The sequence below is a fragment of the Longimycelium tulufanense genome, from assembly GCF_014645795.1.
GTDB lineage: Bacteria > Actinomycetota > Actinomycetes > Mycobacteriales > Pseudonocardiaceae > Longimycelium > Longimycelium tulufanense.
Window position 1 is genome coordinate 351284 of the sequence record NZ_BMMK01000002.1, and the last position, 12008, is coordinate 363291.

The following is a 12008-nucleotide window of genomic DNA, read 5'->3' on the forward strand; positions in this document are numbered from 1 at the left end:
CATGACTCATTTCCACAGCGAGGAGTTCGTTCCTGAGTGGGGAATCTACTGGCGGTCGACCCGGATCAACACGGAAATGCCGTGCATCCTTCAGGAGGTTGAGGGGCTGCTAGACAGTCCCGAGGTCCGTACCGGGGATCTCACCCTGCTCCAGCGGGACGGGCAGATCCCCGGCACGGACTACCTGGGCGCTCGATCCATCACGGTCACCGCTCAGATTTTCGACGCCGATCGGGCCGCCTTCGCCCGGCACATATCTCAGATAGTCGGTGACCTTGCCTCCGGAGGCAGGGAGGAGCCGTTACAGATCAAGATTCCGGGGGTCGGTGATGGCGACTGGTGTGTCGTCCATGCTCGGGTCCGCAAGCGTGCACTCACGCTCGATCAGGACTACTACGGCGGCTGCGCGACGCTCACCGTCGAGTTTGGTGCCACCGATCCCCGGATCTACAGCGTCCGACAACTCTCGGTGGACACCACCCCACCCTCCAGGCCCGGAGCCGGCTTCGCCTTCCCCCTGACGTTCGACGTGAGTTTTGACCGCCCCGGCGGTGTCCTCACCCGGTCCCCCAACACGCCCTCACTGCCCAGCACACGGACCGCCATCGCCCGCAACAACGGGCGTACAGCAACCCCACCGGAGTTGCGAATCTATGGCCCCTGTAAGGGCATCACGATCGCGCACCGCGAACAGCGACGCAGCATCGCCTTCGCGCCCGAGTTCGCGATCGAGGCCGGCGCGCACGTCCTGTTGGATGCCAAGAACCGAAAGATCGTCATGCGGTCCAGCGAGAGCGACCCCGGGCGCACGGCCTATCCCTACCTCGCTCCCGGCAGCCAATTCTTTGACCTCCAGCCGGGAGACAACTCGCTGTCCATCACCGCGATTGACACCGCACCCCCTGATCAGGAGCGCCGGTACTCCATGAACATCCGGTGGCATGACGCTTGGGTTTAGGAGCAAAACACATGCCCCTCAAGGGAAAGATTTACTTCGCACAGAACGACCGCTACCCCGCCCAGGAGTTCCGCACACACCAGGTTGCCTCCACCGGGGTGCGGCACCCCGGTGTGGTGAGCGTCCTGGGCGGTGAGCTTCTGGTGAGCGTCAAGTCCGCCATGACGCTTCGGGTCGCCGCCGGCACCGCGTGGGTACCGCAGGGAGACCCACAGATCCCCGTCCAGTCGGACATGTACTTCATCGACATGCCCGAGGACGAGGTGACCATCGACCAGGGCGCGGTCACAGGCGATCGGATTGACCTCGTTCTTCTCAAGGTCGTTGACACCGAAACTGACTGGTATTGCTACGTCGACAAGCGCACCGGCACGCCTGCCACGTCAGGCCAGCCCAGTCCCCCCACACTGCGCCCAGGTGAGCTACTGCTCGCCGAGGTGCGGGTAAAGGCGGGCACGAAGAGCCTGACCGCTGAAGACATCGACAACAACGCGCGCACCCGCCGCAACCAGGTGGGGCGCGCGACTCCGATACCCCATCAGCTCGCCCCACACCTGGACGCCAAGCGCCTTGTGGGCAGTGTCCGTGACGAACTGGTCATGGACACCACCAACAAGTACCTCCGCCGCTGGGACGGCTCCGCCTGGCTCCCTCTCAGCGGGGGCGTCCAGGTGCTCCGTGACTACGCCTTGACCACCCCATCCTTGACGGAGACGAACGTCTTCCACCGGTACCGCATTCCCGCCGCGCCGCATGATCGCTCGGGTTTCCTCACGGTTGAAATCAGCTATTGGAGCACCGCAGAACACGCCGCCAGCTACAACGTGCACGCACTCATCGACGGCAAGAAATCGCTCCTGGCCTGGCAGTGGTGGGGCAACGCGCCCGGCGTGGCCATCACGATCCCTGCGGAACTGGAGATCCCCGCCCGCCGGGAAGCACTCATCGAATACGAACTCGCGCCGACCTGGCCCAACGGCAGCGCACGGGGAGTTGACGTCCGAAGCCTCTGGTACTTCTTCCCCGGTGCACCCCAGCGGCTCACCGCCCTTCCGGCCTAGGAGAAGCACATGGACACGCAGTATCGCGTGGTCTGGGGCGATCTCCGCGACGAGGTAGCCATCGCGGAGTTGGAGTGCAGCTCCCTCAAATACTCCCACGTCCTCAAGGCACCAGGGAACGCATCGTTGACCGCACGCCTCGAACAACCGAGCTGGGACGAGGATGTCAACCTCCACACGCGACTCATCCCACGCCGCACGTTCGTCGCCGTGGAGAAGAATGGCTACATTGACTGGGTAGGCATCCTCACCACCTGGTCCGCCGATCTGGAGAACGCGACCATCCAACTCGACTGCCAGGGCATCTGGGAGTACGCCCGACACCTGCCCTTCCCTGGCGGCCAGTATGACCAGCGCGGGCAGGGTGACATCGTCAAGTCCCTCATCGACGTCACCCAGAACACATACGGCGCCCCCGTCGTCGACACATCCCGCATCCCCACGAACCGAGGCCCGTGGCGGGACCGCAGCACCTACCACGGCTACGAGTACAAGAGCTTCGGTGAACTCGTCGAACAGCTTTCCAACGTCATCAACGGCTTCGACTTCCGCATCCAGTCGGAATGGATCTACGACCCGGCCACAGGGGTGTACAAGCTCCGTAACTACTTCGAGTACCTGTACCCCCTTATCGGCCGACTCACGGACTTCGTCTGGCGACACGGCGACAACTGCGAGGTCACAACCGTCAAAGCTGATGGCACGGGCATCGCCACACGCGCCATCACCACCGGGGCGGGCGAAGCAGAAGAGATGCTGACCTCCCACCGGTTTGTGGACCGGTGGACCTACAACCCCGCCACGCACACCCGCACCCAGGGATCAGACGGTACGCCGGACCTGGAAGACAGGATCGGAGGATTCTTGCCGTACGTCCGCGTCGAGTCCTACTCGGACGTGTCCATTCAGTCCACTCTGGATGACAAGGCACAAACCCTTGCCGAACAAGGGCAGTCTCCTGTGATCCTGCCTGAGCTGATCATCCACCCACAGCAAGGGGACCTGACCTACGGGGACTTCCAGGTCGGCGACATTGTGCAAGTCGAGGTCAGTCACGGGATTCTCCAGCTACGTGGCCGCTACAAGGTCGTCCAGGTCGATGTGGAATTCCAGGACACGTGGGGCGCTGAGCGACTATCCATCACGGTCGCCCCGCTCAGTTCCTTCCCGTCCCCACCATCAGCCGTCACCTCTCTCGCCGTCTCCGGGTACCGAAGAAGGTCTGACGGCACGTTTGACGTGGATCTCCGGTGGCACCCGTCCTATGACGCCCTGGATGACTCCACCGTGCGCTACGAGGTCTGGGGGACCCAGCACAAGGGAGCGTTTCCTCTGAATGCCAAACGGCTCGACGCGGCTCAAGGAAATCCCGGCATCCGAGACACGACATACACCGTGACCGGATTACCTGGGGGAACATGGGCATTCTTCGTCTATGCGGTCCACGGCGAGAGCGGAGGCACCATGCACACCTGCTACGAAGCCAACCTCGCGGAGGCCACCCTTGTCTGACTGGCGGCCACCAACACTGGCCGGCGAACTCATCGACATCAAGCGTCGACTGGCAGCCCTGGCGAGAAGTCCACGCAAGGGTGCCCGTGCGGAGCCATTCAGCCCCGCCTGGACGGGCGTGGAAGGCATGGTCCCCTTCAACCCCCAAGCCGCACGCACAGGCCCAGACCCGATGTGGGTCCGGCACATCGCCACTGACCTCACCGGGCTGAACAAGCCCGTTCTGGTCGTGGACCTGCCGATGTACTTTCATCCCAGCCTCACAGAGACGGGGTTCACGGCCGCTGTCCGTCTCCGCTTCGGGGACCAGCTCACCAACCCAGCACGGATGACAGCCCGGGACTTCAGCTCCCCCTGGTCCAACACCAATCCCCGTGTGCTGCGCTTCGCATGGGTACACGGCGCCCCTGTGGGCTGGGACGCCTCGGACTCGCTCCGACACATGGACATCGAAGTCGACGTCTACACCGCAGACACCGGACGTCTTCCGGGAAACGCGTGGCTCGCGCTGCCCACCCAGGTGATTGGGCTCTCCTCCTACACGTGGCGCGACGACAACAGCAACACCCGCTCAGCGGACACCACGGGTGCCGCACATTGGCTTGACCAAGAGAGGAGCTAACGCCCCACGAGAACCCGCAACACCGATCACCCCGAACAACTTCATGGCGGCCGTACGACGCCCTCCCCCAGACAAGCCCACAATGGAGTTTTGCCGATGAGCGACGAGTCCGGGTACACCATCGGCATCCCCGAGGTGTACGCGGAGATCCGCGCACTGAACGCACAGCTCACCGCCTACATCAACCGCCAAGACCTCGCGATGAACTCCGTGCAGCACAGCCTCAGCGAGGCCCGACGCAACATCGAAGAGCTACGGACACGGCTGGACGCCGAACAAGCCCGCCGCACCACGACGAACCGTCAGATCGCCCTCGCGATCCTGACCTCCTTCGCCCTCCCACTCCTCGTATGGTTCCTAACGGCAAAGTGAGAGACCTATGTCTGACCGACTAACCGCCTGGCTCCGGACCGTCGTACCGGCAGCCTGGTCCGCGCTCATTACCTGGCTCGTGGCTCTCGGAGCCCCGGAGTGGCTTACCGCGCCTCTCGGTGTGGCAAGTGAGCCCGTCATTGTGCCGATCGTGCTCGGTGCGGTGTACGCCGGCCTACGCTGGCTGGAGCCGCGCCTGCCGGCCTGGCTGGTGACGATCCTGGCCGGCTCCCCGCGCACCCCCAACTACTCGCCCACAACCATGGCCTGACAAGCAACAGCCCCTACCGGCTCACTCCTGGTGAGCGGGTAGGGGCTCCTTTTGCGTTCTAGATACCGCTCTTACTTGGCGGCCTTCAGCCGTTCCCTAATATCCTTAGGGATCTGCACCTCCCAACGATCCTGACCATGGATCACGAAACGGACCCCGGCATCCACAAGAAGCTTCCTTCTCGCCACAACGTCGTTTTCTGCTGCCCGCCAGGCGTCACCGTATGTCTGCCCGGTCTTCCGGTACTCCCACGCGGCCTCCCGTTGCGGCAGAGCCTCAAGAGCGGTCCTCCTATCGACCAGCGCCTTCATTCGCTCGAAGTGCCGTTCCTCGTCCTCTTGAGTCCTGATCAAGCCCATATCGCTTTCACGCTCCAGCCGCGCAATACTGGCCTTGACCTTGCTCAGCTCTTCCGTGTGATCTTCCCCGGGGATGAAGATGCGTTCCATGACAGGGAGGTCACCACACTGTTCAAGAAACTCCTGAGCCAGAATCTCCTCAACTTGGTCAGCCTTCATGCCCACCTTCGGACACGATTTGGGCCGACGTGCACAGCGGTAGTAACGATGCTTGGTACCCTCCGGGGTCGCCTTCGACCGCTTGATGGTCACAAATTGCGTGGCGCTTGCCTCACACTTACCGCAGAAGCACACACCCAACAATGGATTCGCCCCGTGAACGCGATTGGGATAGCCACGGCGCCTCTTTTCCACGGCGGCCTGAATCTTAGCCCACAGCTCGGGATCGAATGTGGGGGGCGCTATCTGGATGGGCATTCCGTCCTTGCCAAGAACCGGCTTCCCACCACTCATCTTGATACCCTGAGTGGCCGGCGATGTGAGGGCGTCGATAACGTCGCTCACATGCCACCGGTTGTGCCTCCGATCCTCGGGCTCTCTGTGGCGATCCACGTTCGTGAGGTACTTCTTCTGCGTAAGCCATATCGTAATCCCATTGAAGCTATCGCCCTGCGGGGTAGCTTCAGCTCCACAATTGCATCCCCCCTTTCGCTGGCAACCGAGAAGCCGGTACGCCATGAAGTGCAGCAGCTCCTTGCGTCGCGGATCGGTGTCGAGCGTCTTCCCCTTGCCGTAGGGGTGTGGGATGATTTGGAACCCTTCAGGAGCGGGTCCACCCGCCCATCGATCCAGCTCCCGCAGGAACGAGTGCGCATTTAGTGCTCGCGTCTGATGGTTCTTGAGTTCCCACTTGGCGAACATGCTGCCGATCAAGAGGAACGCCTCACCCATCATCCGGGCCACCTCGTTACCATCGGCCCGGTAGTCCAGAGTGATCCCCTGTTCGGCAAGGATCATAATCTTCTGGTTTTCCTCGCACCACTTAGCGAGGTCAATCGCGTCCTTTGGGTCGCGGAAACCTCGGTCTAGGCTAGACCAAATGATCACGTCCCACTCGTGGCCCCGCTGCTCTATGTCGAGCCAATCCCGCAAGTCCGGGCGCTCGAAGGGTGAGACAGTAGCCGAGACGTCCAGATCCTCAAAGAAGTCGACAACGTCGGCCCCGATCCCCGTGGCCGCGCGGTAGCCAATCTCCTTCTGGGCGATGTGGGACACCTTCGCGGACGACTTGTGCTTCCTATTGTTCCGCTTCACGGACACCCGCGACCCGACGAGTGCCCGCAACCGTCTTTCGCTCAGCAGCATGGTTGTAAACCTATCGGAACTGGTTCGCCCATACCCATGAAGACCACGTTCGACAGCCGGCCTTGGCCGCCGGGCAGTGCACCGTCCCGCATGGCGGCGGCTGCCGCGCGGACCTGCTCGACGATCTCGGCGGTGGAGAGGTTGCGCTGCAACCCGCCCTGGCCGGTGGCGCAGAACGGGCATGCCATGCCGCAGCCGGCCTGGCTGGAGATGCAGACCGTGGCGCGGTCCGGGTAGCGCATGAGCACGCTCTCCAGCAGCGTGCCGTCGTGCGCCTTCCACAGCGTCTTGCGGGTCGCGCCGTCGTCACAGGCCACGTGGCGGACCGGGGTCAGCAGGGCCGGCAGCAGGTGCTCGGCCAGTTGGGCCCGTGCCGTGGCCGGGATGTCGGTCATGGTGTCCGGGTCGGCGGTGAGCCGCCCGAAGTAATGGTGCGAGAGCTGCCTGGCCCGGAACGCCTTCTCCCCCAGCTCGACAACCACCTCGCGGCGCTGTTCGGCGGAGAGGTCGGCGAGGTGGCGCGGCGGCTTGCCGCGGCGCGGAGCGTCGAACACGAGGGGAAGCGCAGTCATAGCGCCCACCAGTGTCCCATGCGGCCGAGGCTGGTCCGGTCGAACGGACTGTGCGTTGGGCCGCAACGTGGTCAGCGCACGAGGAGCCCCGCGGGTTTACGGCGCGTGTGCAGGCGGTAACTGACCGGTATGGTCAGCCCGGGGGTCTGGGCGATGGCGCGGTCGGCGACCTCGGGGGAGAACTCGATCCGCAGCACCGATTCCAGGCTTTCCCGGTCCCGGAACTGCCACTGGGTGTCCACTCGGCGGCACGCGAACCCCTGGCGTTCGAAGAATGCCTCCACCGCGGCCGGGTCGTAGCGTGGCAGGTCCGCCCGCATCCAGTCGCCGTAGGGCGCGCGGCCGGCGTCGAGGTCGACGATGGCGAGCACGCCGCCGGGCCGCAGGACGCGGTCGGCCTCGCAGATGCCGGGCTCGCATCCGGGACCGAAGAAGTAGGCGGTGCGGGCGTGCACGAGATCCGCACCGGCGTCGGCCAGCGGGAGGTGTTGTGCCGAACCGGTGTGGATCGTGACGTTGGCCAGTTCCGCCACCCGCTGCCGGGCTCGCGTCACCAGTGGCGGGTGCGGTTCGACCCCGGTGACGTGGCGGGCGGTGGCGGCGAAGGCCGGCAGGTGGAACCCGTCTCCGCAACCCACGTCCACCACGTCGCGCCCGGCGAACGCGCATTCCTCTGCCAGCGCGCGCCAGATCTCCCCGGTGGCGTCCTGGGCCCGGTTCTCCACCTCGTAGATCTCCGGCCAGTGCCAGATGTTCGGGCTGGGCGTCACCTGGGCGGCGCGCGTCGCCTCGACAGCGGACCGCAGGTAGCTCTTCACCCTTTCTCCCCTACCAGGTGGGTCGGGGAGTTGCCACCGCTCGCCACAGCCGGTGCCGTGGGGCGCGCTGTCCGCCGAGCCCCGTCGTCAGCGCCAACACCGCACGTGAGGCGCACCGTCCATTCTGGACCTGACGGACCAACACCCCTGCGCCGCAACGCTTGCTGAGCTCTTCGCGGGCCAAGAACCTGGTTGGCACCGGTTGGCGGCGAAAGTGGACGGAACGGTCTCGGGTGTGCTTGCCGCCACGATTCAGTGCGGCGCGGCTGCTCGAACTCGTCTTCAGTACGGAAGGACGACCTCGGCGATGGTGCCGCCTTCGGTGCGACGCCGGACCTCGAAGGTGCCGCCCGCGCTGGCGAGCCGTACCTGCTGGCTCGCCAGCCCGATGTGCCCCTCGGCGATGCGGCGTCGCAGCACTTCCGGCTCGATACCCACGCCGTCGTCGACCACGACCAGGCGGAGCCGGCCGTCGCTGGCGGTGAGGCGCAGCTCGACCAGCTCGGCCTGGGCGTGCCGTTCCACGTTCGCCAGCAGCTCACGGGCCGCCGAGTACACCAGCTGCCCCGCCGGGTGGGTGGGCACCGGGTCGATCCGGCATTCCAGGTGGAACCGCCCGCGGCGCGCGGCCCGCTCCCCCAGGCTGCGCAACGCCTGGGCCAGCCCGGCCTCCCGCAACACGCGCGGGTGCAGGTCGAAGACGGCCTCCCGAAGCTCGCGCACGGTGTCGGTGAGGACCTCGCGGACCCGTCGCCACCAGTCGCCGCGCCGGTCCGGCTCGACCTCCTCCAGGTCCAGCCGCACCGCGAGCAGGTTCTGCACGGCGCCGTCGTGCAGGGCCTCGGCGAGGGCGGCCCGCTCCCGGTCCTCCACCCGCAGCACCTCGGTGAGCAGGCGTTCCCGGTCGTGCAGCAGGCGCGCGATGCGCGCGTTCCGCCGGCCCAGGGCCACGGTGAGGACGCTGCACATGACCGTCAGCCACAGCAGGAAGGTCGCGTCGGTGGCGGCTCGCAGCAAGTCGTAGGCCAACCCACGGTTGGGGTCGAGGTTGTCGAGGTAGCTGCGATGCAACGGTGCGGCCACCAGGATCACGTAGCCCAGCAGCCCGGCCCCGCCGACGCCCGCGGTCAACCACACCCGGTTCCACGGGATCGCGGTCACCGGGAGCAGGAAGTAGGCCCAGCGGGCCTCCGAGCCCGGCCCGCCCGAGACGGCGGCCAGGACCGTGATGGCGAGGACGTCGACCGCGGCGGCCACCACCGCCGCGCTGATCCCCGGGGTGCGCCGGCGCGCCAGCCACAGCCAGCACGCCGCCCACAGCGCAAAGCCGGCGAGGACCGTCCCGAACACCACCCGCTGCGCGCCGTCGGTGCTCGCCAGCCCGCCCATGAGCAGCGGGAGCACCAGGAACAGCCGTGGCCAGCCGGTCCCGCGCACCGACACCGGGCCGAACCCCTCGGCCGCGCTCACTCCAGCAGCCCGCGGCGCATGGCCTCGGCCACCACCGCCGCCCGGTCGGAGACACCCAGCTTCTCGTACAGCCGCTGCGTGTGGCTCTTCACCGTGCTCGGGCTCAGGTGCAGGTTGCGCGCGACCTGCGGGATGGTGAGGCCGGCGGCGAAGGACCGCAGCACCTCGCGTTCCCGGTCCGACAACTGGGGCAGGTGGCTGCCGCTGCGCATCCGGATCTGGCCGGCCAGCCCGGTGGCCACCTCGGGCGGGAGCACGGTCTGGCCCTTGGCCACCCGCAGCACGGCGTCCACGATCTGCTCGCGCTCGGCATCCTTGCCCAGGTAGCCGGACGCACCGCGCTCCAACGCCTCGAACACGATCGGCCCCTCGGTCGTGGCCGAGATCAGCAGCACCCGGCAGTCCAGCCCGTCGCGGGCAACCGCGCCGGCGATCTGGACCCCGTTGAGACCGGGCAGGTTGTAGTCGACCATCAACACGCAGGGGGCGTGCTCGCGGGCGGCCTCCAGTGCGGCTTGGCCGTCCCCGACCGCCGCGACCACCTCGATGTCGTGGTTCCAGCCCAGCGCCCGGGCCAGGCCGTCGCGGTAGATCGGATGATCCTCGGCGATCACCACGCGAACCCGGTCCCCGTTCACGCCGCCGTTCCCCCGTTCCACTACCCCCGGCCGGCCCCCTCACCGGGGTCCGGCGTGCGGGTCTGCTGGCGGCCATCGTAGGTCGCCCGGCTCCCGTCGCGCCCGACGTCACCCCCGCTCACCTGCGGCGGAGCCGGTGGGGTGGTGGGTTCGGTCTCGGCGCGGTCGGCGCCCAGCTCGGAGCGGAGGATGCGCATCGAGCGGCCCAGGGCCCGGGCGGAGTCGGGGAGCTTCTTCGCGCCGAACAGCAGGACGAAGACCCCGGCCACGACCAGCCAGTGCCAGAGGCTCAGCCCCCCGGACAACATGCGGACCTCCGCGGAAGGTGATGGGAAGAGATGACGTTCGGCAGGGAAGGTGGACCAGCGGACGGGTGGGGGTACCGGTCCCCTTCCCTGCCGAATCGGCCGGTGCGTTCGCCCGACCACCCGCGATGCGTTCGTGACCGCGCATCCACGGACGTCGGGATCGAGGCTATGGGCGGCCGGCACGGGGCCGGGACCGGCCGACCGGCCACCTCCTGGTCGGGCCGTGGCCCACCGATCGGAGGACGCCGGTGCCGGGCCGAGCCACGGGGCTCGCCGGCGGGCAGGGTTCGTCGCGGCACCCCCGCACCCTAACCCGGCAGGAACGCCTTCAGTAGCAGCCAGGACACGACGGCCGAGGGCAGCAGCGAGTCCAGCCGGTCCATCAGGCCACCGTGCCCGGGCAGCAGGGTGCCCATGTCCTTGATGCCCAGATCGCGCTTGATCAACGACTCGATGAGGTCCCCCGCGGTCGAGGTGACCACGAGCGCGGCCCCGAACAACGCGCCCTGCCACCAGTAGCCGCCCAGCAGCAGGGTCAGGGTGAGGGCGCCACCGACCACCCCGGCCAGCATCGACCCGGCAAAGCCCTCCCAGGACTTCTTCGGGCTGATCGTCGGTGCCATCGGGTGCCGGCCGAGGAACACCCCGGCCGCGTACCCCCCGGTGTCGGAGGCGACCACGCCGATCAGGAAGGCCAGTACCCGGCCGGCACCGTCCGCGGGGGCCACCAGCATCGCGGCGAACGACGCGAACAGTGGCACGTACGCCGCGGTGAGCACCGAGGCCGCGACGTCCCGCAGGTAGTGGGTGGGACCGCCGCGGATGCGCCACAGCAGGCAGCCGAGCACCGTGAGCACGAACGCGGTGAGCGCGCCCTGCCGCTCGAAGGGCCAGGACAGCCAGACCATGGCCTGGCCGCCGACCAACAGCACGGGCAGCGCGAGCTCGATCCCGGCGCCGCGCCGCAGCGCACCGGCGAGCTCCCAGGTGCCGATCGCGACGGCGATGGCGATGATCGCGAGGAACGACTCGCGCGCCACCAGGAGCGCCAGCAGGATGAGCGCGCCCAGGCCGACCCCGACCGCGATCGCGGCCGGCAGGTTCCGGCCAGCCCGCGAGGGCTTTCCCCCAGCGGGGCTTCCCGATGCGCCGGGCCCCTCGCCCCGTTGGCTGGCCGTCACCACTCAGACCTCGAGGAGTTCGGTTTCCTTGTGCTTGACCAGCACGTCGACCTGGGCCACGTACTTGTCGGTGAGGTGTTGCAGCTCCTTCTCGGCGCGCGCCACGTCGTCCTCACCGGCCTCGCCGTCCTTGGCGATGCGGTCCAGCTCGTCCTTGGCCTTGCGGCGGATGTTGCGGATGGAGACCTTGGCCTCCTCGCCCTTGTGCTTGGCGATCTTGACCATCTCGCGGCGGCGCTCCTCGGACAGCTGCGGGATCACCACGCGGATGATCGTGCCGTCGTTGGTGGGGTTCACCCCCAGGTCGGAGTCGCGGATGGCCTTCTCGATGCTGCGCAGCTGGCTGGCGTCGTAGGGCTTGATGACCGCCATCCGCGCTTCCGGCACGGAGATGCTGGCCAGCTGGTTGATGGGGGTGGGTGAGCCGTAGTAGTCGACCGCGATGCCGTGGAACATCGCCGGGTTGGCCCGGCCGGTGCGCACCGTGGCCAGCTCGTCCTTGGCCACCGATACCGCCTTCTCCATCTTCTCCTCGGCGTCGAGGAGGGTTTCGTCGATCAC

Annotated in this window: 13 protein-coding genes and 1 pseudogene; 6 read left to right on the forward strand and 8 right to left on the reverse strand. The window is 67.1% G+C overall.

Going from position 1 to position 12008, the window contains the following annotated elements; genetic code table 11:
• Window position 1 precedes the first annotated feature (1 nt).
• The 6 genes from IEY55_RS03925 to IEY55_RS03950 all read left to right on the forward strand — a co-directional run bounded on the left by IEY55_RS03925 (window position 2) and on the right by IEY55_RS03950 (window position 4796).
• Window positions 2-958, forward strand: a complete 957-nt coding sequence (locus IEY55_RS03925; protein WP_189053932.1) for a phage distal tail protein — start codon at window positions 2-4, stop codon at window positions 956-958.
• An 11-nt stretch (window positions 959-969) separates the two neighbouring features.
• A complete protein-coding gene (locus tag IEY55_RS03930) occupies window positions 970-2019 on the forward strand; it encodes a hypothetical protein (RefSeq protein WP_189053934.1) in 1050 nt (349 codons plus the stop codon).
• 9 nt (window positions 2020-2028) lie between these two features.
• Entirely contained in the window at window positions 2029-3531 is a 1503-nt protein-coding gene (locus IEY55_RS03935) for a hypothetical protein (protein ID WP_189053936.1), read from the forward strand.
• Window positions 3524-4153 carry a hypothetical protein gene (locus IEY55_RS03940; protein ID WP_189053938.1) on the forward strand — a complete coding sequence of 210 codons (630 nt, stop codon included), beginning with the start codon at window positions 3524-3526 and terminating at the stop codon, window positions 4151-4153. The genes IEY55_RS03935 and IEY55_RS03940 overlap by 8 nt, the downstream gene beginning before the upstream one ends.
• A 96-nt stretch (window positions 4154-4249) precedes the next feature.
• Complete coding sequence (locus IEY55_RS03945; RefSeq protein WP_189053940.1) at window positions 4250-4525, forward strand: hypothetical protein; 276 nt, start codon at window positions 4250-4252, stop codon at window positions 4523-4525.
• 7 nt (window positions 4526-4532) lie between these two features.
• Window positions 4533-4796, forward strand: a complete 264-nt coding sequence (locus IEY55_RS03950; protein ID WP_189053942.1) for a hypothetical protein — start codon at window positions 4533-4535, stop codon at window positions 4794-4796.
• A 71-nt stretch (window positions 4797-4867) separates the two neighbouring features.
• Here the strand turns inward: IEY55_RS03950 and IEY55_RS03955 are convergent, their stop codons facing one another.
• The 8 genes and pseudogenes from IEY55_RS03955 to frr all read right to left on the reverse strand — a co-directional run bounded on the left by IEY55_RS03955 (window position 4868) and on the right by frr (window position 12008).
• Window positions 4868-6460 (reverse strand): recombinase family protein, encoded by a 1593-nt coding sequence (locus tag IEY55_RS03955; RefSeq protein ID WP_189053944.1) that lies wholly within the window; start codon window positions 6458-6460, stop codon window positions 4868-4870.
• 17 nt (window positions 6461-6477) lie between these two features.
• Window positions 6478-7032, reverse strand: a pseudogene (locus tag IEY55_RS03960) (dual-specificity RNA methyltransferase RlmN); the annotation flags it as partial.
• A 71-nt stretch (window positions 7033-7103) separates the two neighbouring features.
• The gene (locus IEY55_RS03965) at window positions 7104-7850 is read right to left on the reverse strand and encodes a class I SAM-dependent methyltransferase (protein WP_229685967.1); all 747 of its coding nucleotides are present in this window, start codon (window positions 7848-7850) and stop codon (window positions 7104-7106) included.
• A 282-nt stretch (window positions 7851-8132) separates the two neighbouring features.
• Window positions 8133-9320: a sensor histidine kinase gene (locus tag IEY55_RS03970; protein ID WP_189053946.1), complete on the reverse strand. Its 1188-nt coding sequence runs from the start codon at window positions 9318-9320 to the stop codon at window positions 8133-8135.
• On the reverse strand, window positions 9317-9958 hold the full coding sequence (locus IEY55_RS03975) for a response regulator (protein ID WP_189053948.1): 642 nt from the start codon (window positions 9956-9958) through the stop codon (window positions 9317-9319). The genes IEY55_RS03970 and IEY55_RS03975 overlap by 4 nt, the downstream gene beginning before the upstream one ends.
• A 20-nt stretch (window positions 9959-9978) precedes the next feature.
• Complete coding sequence (gene tatA, locus IEY55_RS03980; protein ID WP_189053950.1) at window positions 9979-10266, reverse strand: Sec-independent protein translocase subunit TatA; 288 nt, start codon at window positions 10264-10266, stop codon at window positions 9979-9981.
• A 308-nt stretch (window positions 10267-10574) separates the two neighbouring features.
• Window positions 10575-11450, reverse strand: a complete 876-nt coding sequence (locus IEY55_RS03985; RefSeq protein WP_189053952.1) for a phosphatidate cytidylyltransferase — start codon at window positions 11448-11450, stop codon at window positions 10575-10577.
• Window positions 11451-12008, reverse strand: a complete 558-nt coding sequence (gene frr, locus IEY55_RS03990) for a ribosome recycling factor (RefSeq protein ID WP_189053954.1) — start codon at window positions 12006-12008, stop codon at window positions 11451-11453.